At 38.3% G+C, this 16,013-nt stretch carries 19 protein-coding genes; 5 read left to right on the forward strand and 14 right to left on the reverse strand.

Going from position 1 to position 16,013, the window contains the following annotated elements; all coding sequences use genetic code 11:
• Nucleotides 1-16: 16 nt before the first annotated feature.
• Nucleotides 17-487, reverse strand: coding sequence for a nucleoside deaminase (locus AC5WOE_RS13280; RefSeq protein WP_496049051.1), 471 nt, complete (start codon nucleotides 485-487; stop codon nucleotides 17-19).
• Between the two features lie 47 nt (nucleotides 488-534).
• Here AC5WOE_RS13280 and AC5WOE_RS13285 point away from each other — a divergent pair, with 47 nt between their 5' ends.
• Nucleotides 535-2,127 (forward strand): phospho-sugar mutase, encoded by a 1,593-nt coding sequence (locus tag AC5WOE_RS13285; RefSeq protein WP_496052770.1) that lies wholly within the window; start codon nucleotides 535-537, stop codon nucleotides 2,125-2,127.
• A 36-nt stretch (nucleotides 2,128-2,163) separates the two neighbouring features.
• Here the strand turns inward: AC5WOE_RS13285 and AC5WOE_RS13290 are convergent, their stop codons facing one another.
• From AC5WOE_RS13290 to AC5WOE_RS13300, 3 genes are all read right to left on the reverse strand, one after another.
• The gene (locus AC5WOE_RS13290; protein ID WP_496052771.1) at nucleotides 2,164-2,817 is read right to left on the reverse strand and encodes a DUF2306 domain-containing protein; all 654 of its coding nucleotides are present in this window, start codon (nucleotides 2,815-2,817) and stop codon (nucleotides 2,164-2,166) included.
• 25 nt (nucleotides 2,818-2,842) lie between these two features.
• The gene (locus tag AC5WOE_RS13295) at nucleotides 2,843-3,619 is read right to left on the reverse strand and encodes a TrmB family transcriptional regulator (protein ID WP_496052772.1); all 777 of its coding nucleotides are present in this window, start codon (nucleotides 3,617-3,619) and stop codon (nucleotides 2,843-2,845) included.
• A gap of 205 nt (nucleotides 3,620-3,824) precedes the next feature.
• Nucleotides 3,825-4,463 (reverse strand): hypothetical protein, encoded by a 639-nt coding sequence (locus AC5WOE_RS13300; protein WP_496049054.1) that lies wholly within the window; start codon nucleotides 4,461-4,463, stop codon nucleotides 3,825-3,827.
• 219 nt (nucleotides 4,464-4,682) lie between these two features.
• Between AC5WOE_RS13300 and AC5WOE_RS13305 the strand changes: the two genes are divergently transcribed.
• Nucleotides 4,683-5,480: a hypothetical protein gene (locus AC5WOE_RS13305; RefSeq protein WP_496049055.1), complete on the forward strand. Its 798-nt coding sequence runs from the start codon at nucleotides 4,683-4,685 to the stop codon at nucleotides 5,478-5,480.
• Nucleotides 5,481-5,505: 25 nt separating this feature from the next.
• On the opposite strand, the gene AC5WOE_RS13310 is transcribed toward AC5WOE_RS13305, so the two are convergent.
• Nucleotides 5,506-6,354: a putative protein N(5)-glutamine methyltransferase gene (locus tag AC5WOE_RS13310; RefSeq protein WP_496052773.1), complete on the reverse strand. Its 849-nt coding sequence runs from the start codon at nucleotides 6,352-6,354 to the stop codon at nucleotides 5,506-5,508.
• A 74-nt stretch (nucleotides 6,355-6,428) separates the two neighbouring features.
• Nucleotides 6,429-7,028, reverse strand: a complete 600-nt coding sequence (locus tag AC5WOE_RS13315) for a YIP1 family protein (RefSeq protein WP_496052774.1) — start codon at nucleotides 7,026-7,028, stop codon at nucleotides 6,429-6,431.
• A 104-nt stretch (nucleotides 7,029-7,132) separates the two neighbouring features.
• On the opposite strand from AC5WOE_RS13315, the gene AC5WOE_RS13320 reads away from it, so the two are divergent.
• Complete coding sequence (locus tag AC5WOE_RS13320; RefSeq protein WP_496049057.1) at nucleotides 7,133-7,870, forward strand: tRNA(His) guanylyltransferase Thg1 family protein; 738 nt, start codon at nucleotides 7,133-7,135, stop codon at nucleotides 7,868-7,870.
• A gap of 8 nt (nucleotides 7,871-7,878) precedes the next feature.
• Nucleotides 7,879-8,328 (forward strand): AAA family ATPase, encoded by a 450-nt coding sequence (locus tag AC5WOE_RS13325; protein WP_496052775.1) that lies wholly within the window; start codon nucleotides 7,879-7,881, stop codon nucleotides 8,326-8,328.
• A gap of 680 nt (nucleotides 8,329-9,008) precedes the next feature.
• On the opposite strand, the gene AC5WOE_RS13330 is transcribed toward AC5WOE_RS13325, so the two are convergent.
• From AC5WOE_RS13330 to AC5WOE_RS13340, 3 genes are all read right to left on the reverse strand, one after another.
• Entirely contained in the window at nucleotides 9,009-9,803 is a 795-nt protein-coding gene (locus tag AC5WOE_RS13330) for a cation efflux transmembrane domain-containing protein (RefSeq protein WP_496049059.1), read from the reverse strand.
• 253 nt (nucleotides 9,804-10,056) lie between these two features.
• Nucleotides 10,057-10,839, reverse strand: a complete 783-nt coding sequence (locus AC5WOE_RS13335; RefSeq protein ID WP_496052776.1) for a TIGR03943 family putative permease subunit — start codon at nucleotides 10,837-10,839, stop codon at nucleotides 10,057-10,059.
• 17 nt (nucleotides 10,840-10,856) lie between these two features.
• Nucleotides 10,857-11,909, reverse strand: coding sequence for a permease (locus AC5WOE_RS13340; RefSeq protein WP_496049061.1), 1,053 nt, complete (start codon nucleotides 11,907-11,909; stop codon nucleotides 10,857-10,859).
• A 313-nt stretch (nucleotides 11,910-12,222) separates the two neighbouring features.
• Between AC5WOE_RS13340 and AC5WOE_RS13345 the strand changes: the two genes are divergently transcribed.
• Complete coding sequence (locus tag AC5WOE_RS13345) at nucleotides 12,223-13,176, forward strand: metal ABC transporter substrate-binding protein (RefSeq protein WP_496049062.1); 954 nt, start codon at nucleotides 12,223-12,225, stop codon at nucleotides 13,174-13,176.
• Between the two features lie 196 nt (nucleotides 13,177-13,372).
• Here AC5WOE_RS13345 and AC5WOE_RS13350 read toward each other — a convergent pair whose 3' ends face one another.
• The 5 genes from AC5WOE_RS13350 to AC5WOE_RS13370 form a co-directional block, all read right to left on the reverse strand.
• Nucleotides 13,373-14,026 (reverse strand): hypothetical protein, encoded by a 654-nt coding sequence (locus AC5WOE_RS13350; RefSeq protein ID WP_496049063.1) that lies wholly within the window; start codon nucleotides 14,024-14,026, stop codon nucleotides 13,373-13,375.
• A 233-nt stretch (nucleotides 14,027-14,259) separates the two neighbouring features.
• Nucleotides 14,260-14,766 carry an NUDIX hydrolase gene (locus AC5WOE_RS13355; protein ID WP_496052777.1) on the reverse strand — a complete coding sequence of 169 codons (507 nt, stop codon included), beginning with the start codon at nucleotides 14,764-14,766 and terminating at the stop codon, nucleotides 14,260-14,262.
• Between the two features lie 62 nt (nucleotides 14,767-14,828).
• Entirely contained in the window at nucleotides 14,829-14,969 is a 141-nt protein-coding gene (locus tag AC5WOE_RS13360) for a hypothetical protein (RefSeq protein ID WP_496049065.1), read from the reverse strand.
• Between the two features lie 86 nt (nucleotides 14,970-15,055).
• Entirely contained in the window at nucleotides 15,056-15,628 is a 573-nt protein-coding gene (locus AC5WOE_RS13365) for a hypothetical protein (protein ID WP_496052778.1), read from the reverse strand.
• Between the two features lie 96 nt (nucleotides 15,629-15,724).
• Nucleotides 15,725-15,856, reverse strand: a complete 132-nt coding sequence (locus AC5WOE_RS13370; protein WP_496049067.1) for a hypothetical protein — start codon at nucleotides 15,854-15,856, stop codon at nucleotides 15,725-15,727.
• Nucleotides 15,857-16,013: the final 157 nt, after the last annotated feature.

Raw genomic sequence — 16,013 nt, forward strand, 5'->3', positions numbered from 1 at the left:
TTATCCCTTTATATTTTTAATACTCAACTCGTTCCATTGATTTCATCCACATCTGAAATGGGGATAGCTTATCCGGAGGAGATAGCTTCTCCATATTAATTTTTCTTTGCTCATAAGAAATGGCTAATTCATCGTAAATAAATTGGTCGTCAAATCCTGCTGTAGCCGCCTCCTGCTTTGTACAAGCAAAGTAGACTTTTTTTGGCCTCGCCCAATAAATTGCCCCAAAGCACATAGGACAGGGTTCACAACTCGTATAAATAATACAATCTTCTAATTGAAAATGTTGAAGATTTTTACAAGCGTCGCGAATTGCCCCCATTTCTGCATGCGCAGTGGGGTCATTATGAGTTGTTACTTGATTTACCCCTTGACCGATAATCGCTCCATCTTTAACTACAATAGCCCCAAATGGTCCGCCTTGATTGTTTTTGACATTATCGACAGCCAATTGAATAGCTTTTTGCAAAAAATCTTGATGCGTCATGCTTCTCACCTACTTTATCAAATACAAATTAGAGGAGGAATAAGAAAGTGAGTCGTTATTTTGACTGGCTGCATTCTACTGTGATCACCGAAGAGGAAAGAGCTGAATTACAAAATTATTCCTTTAAAGAACAACACGAATTTAAAAAGAAACTTTCCTTTGGAACAGCAGGTATAAGAAACGCAATAGGAATAGGACCGCATCGCTTAAACCGATTTACCATTCGCCAAGTAACGGAAGCATTTTATCGTTATTTAGCAGCTACCCATCCTTCAAATTTGCACCGAGGTATCACTATAGCTTATGATAATCGACATTGCTCCAGACTATTTGCTGAGGAGGCTGCTTGTTTATTCGCCTATCATCAGGTTCCAGTCTATCTCTATTCTCATATATGCCCTACCCCTATGCTATCCTATGCTATCCGTCATCTTCAAGCCATCGGAGGAATTATGATCACAGCTAGTCATAATCCACCATCTGATAACGGCTTCAAAGTATATGGAAAAGACGGAGCACAATTATTACCAGCTTGTGCGAAATTAATCGAGCAACACATGGATGCTATAGCAGATGTTCTTACCATTCCCACCCTATCCTATGTGCATGCACAACAGATTGGAAAAATAAGAGAAGTTCCTAAAGCTATCGATCAAGCATACTACCAGGCTGTACAATCCCTCACATCATGTTGTTCTAGCGATCAACATCTGAGCGTCGTCTACACTCCCTTACATGGAACTGGTCAAATAGCACTCCCATCCTTACTCCAAAACGAAAGATTTATCTCCACCAACCTCGTAACCGAACAAGAAAAAGCCCACCCCGACTTCCCTACTGTTTCTTCTCCTAATCCAGAAGATGAAGCCGCTTTTACCTTGGCAAAAAAAGCTGCCCGAAATGTTAATGCCGATTTGATCTTGGCAACAGATCCAGATGCAGACCGGGTCGGCATAATGATACCATATCAAGAGGATTACATACACCTGACCGGAAACCAAATTGGTACTCTATTGTTATATTATTTACTTACGGTAAAGCAAAAAAAAGGCACTGTTTACTCTACCATTGTCAGCACAAGTTTGACACAAAAAATCGCCCATCACCATGGAAGAAAAGCTGCCCAAACATTGACCGGCTTTAAATATATAGCAGAACAAATTGAAAAAAATCAAGATTTATTGCTTGGATTTGAGGAGAGTTATGGGTATCTCCTAGCAGATTTTGTCCGAGATAAAGACGGGATTCAAACATCATTTTACCTATGTCATGTTGTCGCCCACTATAAAAAACAAGGAAAAACCCTCTTAGATGTATTGGATGACATATATCGACAATATGGCTACCATGTTAGCAAAGTTATCTCTCTTCCAAACATAACAAAAGGGGATATTATCGATGATTTCTTCACCATTTGGAATAATGCAAAGGAAAAACTTGATTATCGAACAGGATTAGATCCATTACCAAAAGCGGAAGTTGGTAAAGTTTGGTTGGCTGATGGTAGTTGGATCGCTATTCGTCCTTCGGGCACAGAACCAAAGGTCAAAATCTATATGGAAGCTGTGGGGAAAAACCAAAAAGAGGCAAAACAAAAAGTGCTGGATATCTGTGATGCAATCAAGCAGAATTTTAAATGAAAAAGGAACTCCTGTACTTCGAGTTCCTTAACAAACCTAACCTGCACTTGCAGGTACATTTTTTTTCTTTTTCTTAAGGATAAACCATTCAACGATGATCACATGTAATCCAATCGCTAACCAAACTCCAGTTTCTAATAACCCATCAAAAACAGTTGGAGTAGCTGCAACATCACTAGATACATTTCGCAATAATACATAGACTGGCACCAATAATTGCGCGAGAATTCTTGCACTGATCGCAACTACTGTCAACGCATAATTACGTATCATCCACTGTCGATGCTCTTGCACATGTTTCTTGCGGATAGTAGAATACGCCATCCAAGCCGAGTACAGCCAAAATACATTTAAAAAAAGAAATCCTATTTCTCTTGTAAATGTTTCCGTATAAAGTGCAACACCAAACCCTGTCAATCCCCCAAAAAGAATGCCAATGAGATATATTTTGCCTAACACTCGATGCAATTTAACTTTTTTGATTCGCAGACTAGTTGAAAATTGAAAAGGTCCTATCGCCATTGCGATCGCTGCAAAAAAGATATGCACGATCAATAATGGATATTGAATACTTATGGACGTGATCGGAACCCGGCTTTGACTATCATCTAATAAAATATAAGGTTGTACAAAAAATATCGTTAAAGCGAGTATAAGAAATATGACAATATAACCTAACGTTTTCTTCATGATGTTCATCCTCTATTGTTTTCTTCTAGTTGAAAAACGCTTTGGCCGCTTCATTTATCCAGTCGTCCAATCCTTTTTGTTCTTTCACTAAGTGATTGACGAGTATGTCATGCCAGATATAATCCTCCATTAAATACGCATGGATTGGGTCATTTGTATAAAAAGCTTTTCCTTCTTCCCTCAACGAATGACCATAGAAAACATCTTTCCCATCTACGGATACGATGAACCATTTATTCTCTTTCCTCTCTTCAAGAAAAGAAGTACGACGATGAATAGTTAATTCAGGAATCACTTCATCTTTTTGAAAGATAATTCCCTTCACTCGACATTCGTTAGATTTTCCCCTTAACAACTCAACTAACTGATCATACATCTCATCCCACAAGGAAACGACAATCCGATTTTTCGCTTTTCTTATTAGGTCACTAGCAAATGAGACTATTGTTTCATCTCCTGTTATGGTAGTGACATGAAACTTATTTTGTGGAACTGCCTGTTCAAGTTGAGTTAATTCTTTTTTTACAAAAGCAAATGACTTCTTCCAAGACTCATCTACTGAATGGAGAAACACATTAATAGGTAAGGAAGTATAGTAGACATCCCCATCTATCTCTTCTCTTAAGATCATTCCTTTTTGCTCTAAATTCGCTAATACCTCATACACTCTTGCCCTTGGAACACCAGAATTTTTGCTGATCCCATAGCCATTTGAAGTACCTAAACGAACGAGGGCAACATAGACTTTTGCTTCATATTGTGTCAGACCAAATTGCTGTATTTCTTTTATTAGCTCATCCATCTGTTTCCTCACTTCTGTCCTTTTAGTTACTATTTAAGTAGTCACTATCATCATAGTCACCATTATAGTAGTAACTATAAATGTATGCAATACTATTATTTCAATTTAGAAAAATAAAGAGAACCATCCTAGGAAAAAGGATGATTCTCTTTATTTTCAGCGACACCAAAAAACGATTTTCTCCCATATCTGTCGTATCTTCTCCTTAGCAGTCACTCCCTCGATAGTATGATCTAAGGCACTCACCTGTTGTCCGATTTTCCACTTTCGATCTTCTCGCTTCCAATTGGGAAACGATCTCTTCAAAGGTGTCTGCCAGTCCTTCTAAATCCTTAATATTCTTCACACTATTTTCTATTTCCGATTTTTCTTGTTCATCTTGATACTTACACATCTCAAAGTGAAATTCAGGAGCAAAGGAAGTAGATGGCCGGTTCTCCAATTTGCCTTTATGACCAAGATTTCTTGTCAGCAGCCAATGGTATCTGTCTCGCCCATTGTTTGGATCATGCACCACTGCAATGTAATTGGTTGCAAAATCACTTATATTTTTTATGATTTTGATGTCATCCCCAATTTGAAGAGATAAACCATTATCTTCAAAGTCTTGATCTTTGATTTCTTTCTTTTGGGCATTTTTCAATTCATCATGAAAAATTGGAACGTTCCCTTCTGGTACTAACTCAATCTCCACTTTTCCATAAGTGGAACTCTCTTCGATACACCGACTAAACACAAAGACAAAACGATCCATAGTAGAGGATTGATCCTTCTTTACCCGATTTACATTGAGTTTAACGATATATTTTTCATAAGAGCAAGCTGGAAACTCCAAAAATTTCACTATACCCCTCCTGAAAATGTAAAATCCCTTACAACCTAATTTTATTATTTTTCACAATAATAGTAAATATTATTCTCTTATGATTAGAGAAGATTTCTATTTTTCTATATAAGAGAATCAGTTTCTTGTCCCAAATTACCAAACCTCGTCGATGAAGGACTAAATATTCGTATTTTCCCTATACTAGTAATATATCTACTTATTTAAAGGAGTACCTCAATGCAAAATAAGAAGTGGAAACTGCTTTTCTTATTTGTTATCCTCTCGCTTCTCACCGGCTGCATCCAAGGGAATTTACATGTAACGATAAACAAAGATGGTTCTGGAATCTATCAGTGGAAAGTGTTAACAAATGCCAAAGCACAAAGGTATATACGTCATATCACAACCCTCTATTCAAGCAAAGGATATGAAGCTAAGTTTATACGCGAAAAAAATCAAGTTGGCTTTATAGCCACAAAACCAGTTAAAAATATTGCAAAAGAACCACTAAACAAAGAAATAAATGCTGCTATCCCCACAGAGCTAATACCAAACGGCGGCCAATCAAAAGCGGTTCTTTCCACAAAAACTACCTTTCAACCGATCAAGGAATTAAGCATTAAAAGTAGTTTTTGGAAGACAACCCTGCTCTATCAAACACAAGTTAATATGCAGAAAAACATTTCGAATTTACTAGGACCTTTTGCTCCTTATTTGAGTGATTTGTTGGATCGGCTCAAATTCCGTTTTCTCCTGACTTTACCAATCGCTCCTACGAAACAAAATGCCAATGCGGTGAGTAAAGATGGAAAAACATTGTCTTGGAATCTCAAACTTGGACAAAACAACCCTATCGTTTTGGGTATCGATGTTCCAACACCTATCCTCTTATTGCTTGCAGCGGGTAATAACTTAACACAATATGTCCCTGATTTTTGGACACTCACAATAGAGTGGATACTACTGATCCTAGCAAGCCTTGGTATTATCATTTACTTGATTCGTATCCTGTTTCGCATAAGAAAACCTACCTAGTCGTTTATGGACATGGTAGGTTTCTTTATCTACATGGAATCTCTTTTTTCATCCCGATAACAACAGTAGCATCTAACTCTTCACTGGTTACGATTTGCGAAAGCAACCCATTCTGTATAAAAAGCTCAGCCGTTTTCAAGGCTTGCTGCTCACTTGTTTCAACGAATAGATATCCATTGGGAGCGAGCCACAGCGATGCGGCTGAGGCTACTCGCTGCTGGATATCTAAACCATCTTTTCCTCCATCGAGTGCCATCCGTGCTTCATACTCACGAGCTTCTGTAGGTAGAAACGCAATTGCATTTGTCGGCACATAGGGGGTATTGGCGAGCAAAATGTTCACCCTGCCTTGTAAATAATCTGGCAGTGGTGAAAATAGATCGCCTTCATACACCTTACCTCCTCTAGCAGAGATATTTTTCCTAGCACATTGCACTGCTTTTGCATCCAAATCTGAAGCGTACAACTGATAATTCTCTAAAGACGCAGTTACCGCAATGCCTAATGCACCTGATCCACAACATAAATCTAGTATGGTATCCCCGCTCTTTGCAAGTTTTACAGCTTGTTCTACCAGAAATTCGGTTCTTTTTCGCGGTACAAAAACACCATTATCAACTGCAATTCGATGACCGTAAAACTCACTCCATCCAACAACATGCTCAATTGGCCATCCAGAAACTCTCTGTTGTACCATTTTGGTAAGCCCAGATTCATCCTGTGCTGTTTCAAGTAACAACTGAGCTTCTTCCTCTGCAAATACACATCCTGCATTCCGAAGCTGTGCTACTACAGAAGAAAATAGCGAAACTCTCCTCTTATCTTCCAAACTCCCATCATATAATTTATTCTTTTCTGTGGAATCTAAAGACACTTCAACACCTCAACTTTTATCTTAACTTTAAGGGTTTGTTGCGAAAATTATGATGCTGCCAATCCATTCGATAATCATAGCATATATGTTGCAATATCAACGAAACAAGAACATATGAATACAATCACCGTTATCATACTTGCTTGTAACACGGTGACATTAGCTAGCGGCCGCAAAGCAAAGAATAAAATTATCATTTCCCAGATGAAAGCGAGCTCTATTTGATCCAGTACGGCTGTTACCACACCAGATGAAGGAATCCAATAACTCAATGCAGTAACTTGAGGACCTTGGATTTGAGGGTCTACTAACAAACTGACTAGAAAAGTGATAGGTTCTAAAATAAGCGAAATATAAAGAGTTAGGATAAACACATATCGAAAAGAAACTGTTTTTTTAACTAGTTTTGTTATGCCCCAAATAACAAATGCTTCTATAAGAAGATATAGCGTTATTACGAACAACATGAATACACTCAAAAAAACTGCAAAAAAAACGGAAACTACTTCGATCGAATCACCAGGTTCCAGTAAAGTTGGGTCTAAATAGGGCTGTGCATATCCAAAAATTGCTCCTAAAACAACGATAGACATACACAGAAATAACAAAGGTAACTTATAACTCGGATTTTCCTTTATCCGTTCAACAGCTTGCGCTGGATGGTATAATATCAAAATACCAGTTGGAACCGTTATTTTTTCAAAAAAAGCACCCTTTTCTTTATAAAAATAAGAATAATATTAACAATTCATTATAATACAAAAAGAGTGGGAAACCTATGAAAAAAACCGATGAGTTCGGCAATCGTATGAAAGCTTATGAATTTGCATATCGTAGTTACTTACCTAAACGCTTACCTGTATTGCTCCGAATCGATGGCTGTCACTTCCATAGCTATACCAAAAAACTAGACAAGCCATTTGATGAACGACTTGTCCAAGCATTTTGGGAAACCGGGCAATTTTTAGCAAGTGAAATAATGGGTTGTAAACTCATCTATCACCAAAGTGATGAAATCTCCCTCCTCCTGACAAACAATGACAAACTTACGACAGAAGCATGGTTTGATAACAACCTGCAAAAAATCACTTCTGTTGCCGCATCTCTGGCGACAGCAAAATTTAATGATGTGATCAAGAAGATTTTAGCCGACCAGAATCTTGCCACCTTTGATTGTAGAGCTTGGATATTGCCTTCAGATGAAGTCGTCAATTATTTTTTGTGGAGACAATTGGATGCAGCCAAAAACAGCGTTTCCATGGTTGCTCAAAGTCATTTTTCTGCTAAACAACTACATGGTCTCAGTGGAAAACAGATGCAGGAAAAACTGATGATGGAAAAAGAAATAAACTGGAATGACCTGCCGGTTTGGCAAAAACGAGGGGTATGTATAACAAAGCAGTCTTATCAAAAAGATAATGCTATCCGTCACCGCTGGGTGGTAGATAAGGAAATACCGATCTTCTCGCAAGACAGAGGATATATCGAACAATATGTGTATCCAAAGGATGAGTAGGTACTCAAATGGAAGCAATTATATTGATGGGATTACAAGGATCAGGAAAATCAACTTTTGTAAAAGACTATTTTTTTCGGACTCACATTCGTATTAATTTAGATATGTTGAAAACGAGATATCGGGAAAATTACTTAGTGGATGCTTGTCTACATGCAAAACAGCCATTTGTTGTAGATAATACCAATCCAACAGTAAAAGATCGGCTCCGTTATATTCCAAAAGCAAAACAACATGACTTTCGAGTGATCGGTTACTTCTTTCCTCCTGATATCGAAGCATCCATAGCTCGTAACCAAGCAAGAGATAAAACAGAACAAGTCCCGATCGTTGCAATCAAAAGTACCTGTAAGATATGGGAACCTCCAAGTTACTCCGAAGGATTTGATCAAATTTATCAAGTAAAGATTCAAGACTCTCAGTTTTATGAGGAAATCCTGAAACATCATATGCCATAATGGACGACGCGCTACGACTTTCCACATAATGTAGAGCCGTAGCACGTCTGTGATCACGAGTGAACTACCTCACCATCACTCGCCCGAGTCCTCCCCGAGCACTGTCCGCGTCATGTCGGACGTCGACTCAGCCAGAGCCTTCTGGTCCGGTGTGGATGTCTCGTTTCCCAGAACGACGTGAGAATCGATCTGACCTCGGGTCAGATTCTCACGCTCTGCCGGAGTGAGCGATTCGGTCATCTGTTTTCCTCTTTTTCTCTCGCAAACCAACTTGGAGTTGAGCTCATATGGGTTCAACTCCTATTAGTATAACAACTAAATTTTCTCTTGTGCAAAATATCAAAAAAATATTATTTTGCACATTCATTCCTGCCTCTACCACTTGAAAATCGCCTACTATCATTTCCCTGCCATCCATTTTTCTTATATTCTTCAGGTTTTATCCATTCATTTATCGAGAAATCTTATGGTCAGTTGTTTTCGATAGCCCCATTATCTTATGAATACTTGTAATATAGATCTAAATATGAACTTCTCTCCTGAAAAAATTGTAGTCCCAAACACTGCACACCTGTGCATGTTTGGGACTAGATAGAACCTCCTATCAGACATTCGAGTTTACTTGAGTTTTCTATCTCTTCCTAAGTAACCTCTTCACGCCTCTCTTCTCTATACAATTCTCAGTGATGATTACAACGATGCCTATGCTCATTTTCCTCTGATCCGTGTCCATGTCCAGAGCAATCATGACTGGCATATACCGGATACTGAATACGGATACCATTCATATGGAAGGTCTTTCCTTGAAGTGCGGCTTTGTGAAGACCCCATGATGACTTAATCATTTTCTTTCCCAACCACAAGCTGAGAAGCGGGTCAACATACTGGACAAACTGGAAATCATGTCCGAACTTCCATACCACCAGTTGCCCCACGATGACAAACATAGAGTCTTGGAGATCATACTTCACATGTAGAAAAACGCCCTTCAGGTTCTCTTGCGATTTAGTGGCAATGATGACCAACAGACTGACGAGATTGACCATCAGTCCGATCACTGCAACACTGAAGGATACTTCCACATGTACTTCTTGTGGATAAGCCAAACGTCGCAAGGCTAGACAGATGGAACCGATTGATGCCACGAAGAGGAACAGAGCGCTGGCGAAGTCCCCGATCATCCAGAGGATGGAAGAATTTGCCTGCTTCAACCTACTGGTGACAGAAGGATAACACTTCTTAAGCCACTTCGGTGTTTGGGTACCCCAAATAGCAATGGAGAGTACCAACCAATATGTTAGTTGACTCGAACCGTCAACCAACATATGGATAGCATCACTCATAACGCTAGATGAATGTGAGCTGATACTGCCTACAAATTGGACCAGAAATCCAATGAGCAACAGGATGAGGAGAACTCCTGTGATCTTACGACTACGACGCGGGTCACGAGACTCGACTAGATGCTTATGCATGATTCTTTCTTCCGTTAGTAGGTTCTACCGAACAACATTTTGCTCTGGGCAGGCTATTGCTTGTATTTCACCCAAAGAACATCGCTTCATTCCTATAAATAGGAATGAATATGATTTAAATGTCCGCTCAAGCGTATATTTGTGCAATTAAAATGTCAAAAAGCAAATAATCGTTTCTATTAAATCGTAATCATTATTGTTTTTAAATCCTCTTCTGTTCTCTATTATTTTGCAAATCGCTTATTCCCTCATCTTAAAACCGCTGATAAACATAAGAATCTTTTAAAGCCGGTACTTTTTTATAATTTTTTATTTTCAATCCAGGTACATCCCCAGATTCATTTTTCATTAATTCAAATGTCCCTTCGATTTGAAACCATTGGTCTTTTTGAAACAGATTGCTTTCTGGAGTATCAATCAAAAATCCAACAACACCTGCATCTGCCACACAGCAAGTAATCGCTAAGCGAGCTATCACAAATTGATCCGTTTTCAATCCTTCTTCCCGATATACAAAGCCAATGGTGCGAATCTTTTTCCCGATAAACTGTTCCGGATACATCATCAACACATTGGACACATCGATATAATTTTCACTGGTCAAAATGATGACAGGCAGTTTCTTTAATTCAGCAGCTTTCTTTTTATATGGAAGCTCCCACTCTTCTTCCGTTAGTTCTTGAGGAGCATCTGTGGACTGATTTGGAGAAGGATTCGCCCTTTTCACTTGGTTTGGAACATATGTATACATTTTGTTATCTGCTAAACTCGTTTCGGCTGGTTTACTAGGAAAAAAGAGAAAAAATAGGATGGGTAAACAAACCATCACATAACCCCATATCCCTACTGGGTGGACTGCTCGTTTTCCAACGTTTTTTAGTTGAACCAAACCAAGTGTGAGCAAAAATAAAACACTGATAACACTTAAGTATTGCAGACGAGGATTAATAAAATAATCGAGATCATGAGATATGATCAAGTAAGATAAAACCAAAGCAAACCCAAACAAAATAATGATGCGGAACAATGCTGCCATGTTCCCCCTCCTTTCGACTATAAAAACACCACAACAGATATAATCGTCAACAAAGTAGTCCCACCCCAAAAAAACCAAATGACCGCAGGTCGAAAACTACCGCTCATCATCAACAGATTTTTCAAATCCATTATCGGTCCATAGACGAGGAACGCAAAGAGAGGTGCAGCACCGACCGCACTACGAAAAGAAGCAGCGATAAACGCATCAGAAGAAGAACAAATGGATAAACCAAAAGCAATTCCCATCAATAAAAGAATCGATATGCCCTCATACTTTGCTGCCGCTTGAATGGCAGAAAAGCCAATAAAAGTTTGAAAACAAGCTGCTAAAAAAGCTCCTAAAACAAAATACTTCCCCGTATTTAAAAACTCAAAAATGGAGTGATGTAAGGCATGTTCCACGCTTTCTTTCCAATTCTTCGTATAAGAATGCTCATGCCCCTCATGATCAGTCGTACAACAAGCTTCATGTATATGGTCGCAACTATTGGGAATTTCCTTTAAAACAGGAGTATTCCGAAAAAACAAATAAAACAATCCCCCCATAACAATCGCAATACCTGCTCCCATAGCTACTCGAACGATCGTTATACTCCAATCGTTTCCAAATGCTATATAAGTAGAGAAGATCGTAACCGGATTCACGATGGGTGCTGCCAATAAAAACGTAAATGCAGTATATACAGGCAATTTTTTCTCTATTAGACGTCTAGCAATCGGCACAATTCCACACTCACAGACCGGCAGCACAAAACCTAATACAATCGCCATCGGAATCGATAGAAATGGATTTTTGGGAACCCATCTCCACAATCCGTTTTCATTAACAAATTCATGAATAAAACTTGAGATAAACACGCCAAATAAAATAAACGGCAATCCTTCTAAAAAAATACTTAGGAAAATAGTAGATAAACTAAGTAACTGCGGATTTTTTGTAAAAGAAGTCAAGAATCGGATATCCCATTCAAAAGCTAAAAATTGATCAGAACTAAAAAAGAGAAGAAAGCTTGCTAAAACAAAGACAAGCAAAATCTCTACATAGTAATTTTTAAGTAAACGAAGCATGATATTTCCAACTCACTCCTCATTCCATTCCCTTCTTCTCCGCTATCAAACGACCAAGAAGATGCAAAATTTTCTCTATCCCACTACTTATATCGTAATTATTCTATTTTGTAAATGTGATCACCCTATTGCAATAAAAAAATAAAAGACGGAAAGAGAGATAAATTATAAGCAAAAAATCAATTACTATGGGAAATTATAAATGATTTTATATTTTTTATAAATATTAATAGACACAAAGTAGTCAAATCGATATAATGAAAATCGCAGAGAGTTAAATAATAATAATTACGATTTAACGAGAGAGGTGCACATGAAATTGAGAAAAGGCGTTGTTTTTGGGTTTCTATTCATTCTACTCGGGTCACTCGTTGGTTGTACCAACAGCCATGCTGATCATCCCACGAAATCCGAGCAAAAAGAGAATCGTAAATTAGTAATTTACACAAGTATGTATCCTTTAGCTTTCTTCGCAAAAGAAATAGGAGGAACACAGGTAACCGTTCACAACCTCACACCGCCAGGGGTAGAACCACATGATTATGAACCTACACAAAAAGACCTCATTCAACTTAATCAAGCTGATATGCTTATCTATAACGGTGCAGGCTTAGAAGGCTGGATTGATCGAGTACGATCCAATTTAGACAGCCAACAAACGATGATCGTCGAATCAACGAAAAATATTGCTCTGTATGATAGTACAGAACAAGAAGAAGGTCACATTCATGAAAGCAACGCTATAAACAAGGACCCTCATGTTTGGTTAGACCCCATACTCGCCAAAAAACAAGCGGAAAATATCAAGCAGGCTTTGATCCAAAAAGATCCACAACATCAAGCACTGTATGAACAAAACTATAAGAAACTCGCTAAACGTTTTGACCAATTAGATCAGTCTTATCAGTCTGTTTTGGCTCAGGCAAAAAACAAAAATGTAATCACATCCCATGCTGCTTTTCACTATTTGACAGAGCGTTATGGTCTAAAGCAGATTGCTATTTCTGGCATATCACCTGATGAAGAGCCAAGTCCCAAAAAGTTGAAAGAAATTATCCAATATGCAGAACAAAAGAAGATACATTACATCTTTTTTGAAAAATTAGTCAATCCAAAAGTAGCACAGACAGTAACAAATGAAATCCATGCCAAAGCGCTGATACTAGACCCTATAGAAGGATTAACAACAGATGAACTGAAAAAGGGAGAAGATTATTTTTCGATTTCAAGGCACAATCTACAAAATCTCCAGACTGCCTTGCAATAGGAGACAAATCAGGTATGATCGCTGCCAATATTCCTACTATTGGTTAGCATATTAATCAATGGGCAACTAACCTAGAGGAAACAAAGATGAGGGATGAATAAACCTTGCCACATAGGAGGAAAATCATTTCTTCATAAAGAGAAAAAAAGTACGCCGGTTCTCAGAAAACCGGCGTACCCACATTTACTTAATGGACTTATCCTAAAACGACCTGATCTAGTTTTAGTTTCCTAAGTAAATCATTCATTTCTTCAGATCTTTCCTTCTCTGCTATTGATAGATAGTGATCTCTCAATGTTTCTAAAGCTAGCTGTCTCACTTGATTATCTTTTGCATCAAGACCTCTCTTTACATACTCTATACCTTTTTCTATATCTACATTCTTTACTAAATATTTTTGCCCTGCATTTTTCAGGTACGCGATCCCCAAATCCACTTCGACAGCGCTTACATTCTCATTAGGAAATTTATTCAGAATATACTCATGGATCAAGATGACTTGCCAGTTGTTCCCTTTCTCTTTTACAAATTGAGCGAAAGCGACAAATTCCTCAAAAGTACGTGGGTTTGGTACCGAATTAAACCAGTAACGATAATTGAAACGAAGGATGTAGTAAAATGCTACACATAAAATGACTAAGTAAGCAGAAGAAATTATCGAGACATTGACAGAGTTCTCACTATACTCCATAACTGCTTTGTAAGCCATATAGAAAATGCAGCTAGGTACAGCAAGTAAAAAGATTAGAAGCCCATATGGGTATAAATACCAACGATTTGGCAGACCTGGATAGTTTGGAAGTCCATTTGGCAATATACGCGATAGTTGTTTATCAATTTTTCTTTCCATCTCGACACCCCATATCTTTGAAAACGGATTCATACAACAATAACAAGTATTAGCAAAATTAATTACTATTATTTTAGCAGATAAATTCTTATTAGGAAATAAAAAAGACACATTTTTGTCACTTTTATTTCCTATAATAATTTTCCCTCCCACCGAAGCGGGAGGGAGGCGACAGCAAGATCCTAAGATCACTCGCTATCCTGTTGAAGGTCAGCGGCTGGCATTGTTTTCCTCTAGAGAAGGAAGAGAAGAATGACCACGAGAGCCACCTTCATCAACGTCCTCCTGCGGTATGCGGCGATGACAGACCGCGCCCTTCCCATTTCCCCATACACAGTGGGAGGAATTTCCACCGTCCAAGGAACAGTCTCTGGTCCCTGAAACCATCCCCCTTGGGAATGGTGATCCGAATTAAGAACAAGAGGTGTCACCTTCCTGTGATTGATCAACCCAGCAAGACCAATCACCGTTGTTCGACCAAAAACCTCGTGATAGATTTCGGTAGAGAAGACTTTGGAGACATGTTGTCCTGTCTCCTCCCATGTTTCACGGGTTCCCGCTTCGATCTTGGTTTCCTCGGGCTCAACACCTCCACCAGGAAATTCCCAATCGTCCATCCTCTTCCCAACCGTTTTCAGCATCAGGATTTCGAGATGACGAGGAAGGTAGAACCAGTACCAAAACCTCCACACACAGACCGCAATCCATACAGCCATGCGTTGTTGTTTCTTCTTCCCCATAGCAGGGGCTCCTTATCCACTAGCATGGGTCGGCTTTCCAATAGTTTATCATATTCCTATTTTTATGACTTCCTAGCAGAGATCCTTTTTTGTGACTTGTCTGGAATTCCATATCTTTTGACTAGCAGTGTATATCCTTCCACTCCTTTCAAATATTCGTTTACTACCTTCAACTTGAACGTTGCTTCATATGTTTTCTTCATAGAAAATGCACCCCCTGTGAAGTTAGATTTGTTGGTCTAACTTTTGGGGTGCACAACAGTATAAGCTTACAAGATTTTTTTCATTACTATATAGTTACTTCTACTCTTTGTCTTCTATCCTCTTTAATCTCATGGACAATTGAGCGAAGCTTTGCAATGTCTCCATAAGGTATGTCTATGGAACCTAATCCTTCCGCTAACCTACTAAGACAGACTGGTAAACCGACCGCTTTTTCGTGTTGGTATGTATTAAAAAGCCATTGAATCTCTTCTACAACAAAATCAATGTGAGAGGAAAAGAAGAAACCTGCCCACTCTACTCCAATTTTTTCTCGCCTTTCAATCTCTGGATAATGACCAAGTTTGTCTTCTAAAGCTCTCATTTCGGCGAAATATTCAATACTTCTTTTTGGGAAACCAAGTGTTTCTCCGATAATCATATGAAAATCATAGGTTCCCCATTTTACACCTTTCATTCTCTTTTGATATTCTTTTTTTTGTTTTTCGGTTTGAAAAAACATAAATACGTTTTCTTGGTCTATATAAGATTTCAAGTGAGGATAGCTTGTTGGTATGAGCTTAAAAAGTTCGTTAGTTGGCTCAATCAATATTGAAGGTTTGTATCCATCCAAAAAGGCATAATGTTCCCTTTTTCTCATAAAAAAGACCACTCCATATCTTTTAACTTCTTGTTGAAGTCATTTTATATGAAAGTGGTCTGTCATAAGTGAGCAAGTTTTGTCGATATCTATAATTTAACAGACATGGTCACAACGAACACATTTCCATTCCCCTCTATCCCAAACCATCTGGTCATTCTTACCACATACAGGGCAGGCATTTGGTTTTGGAGCCTTCTTCCATCGAACCCATTTAAAAATACTCATAAAGTTCACCCCCTCATAACCAATAACATTTTATTGTGTTTACATTACATTCTGAATATTGCAATATTACATTTTATTTACATTCAGAAATAAAATGTAATATCTGTTATTATGAATTCATTGAATTTAGATATGGTAGGGGTGTTATTTTTGATAG

The organism is Shimazuella sp. NTD248 (genome assembly GCF_059510395.1).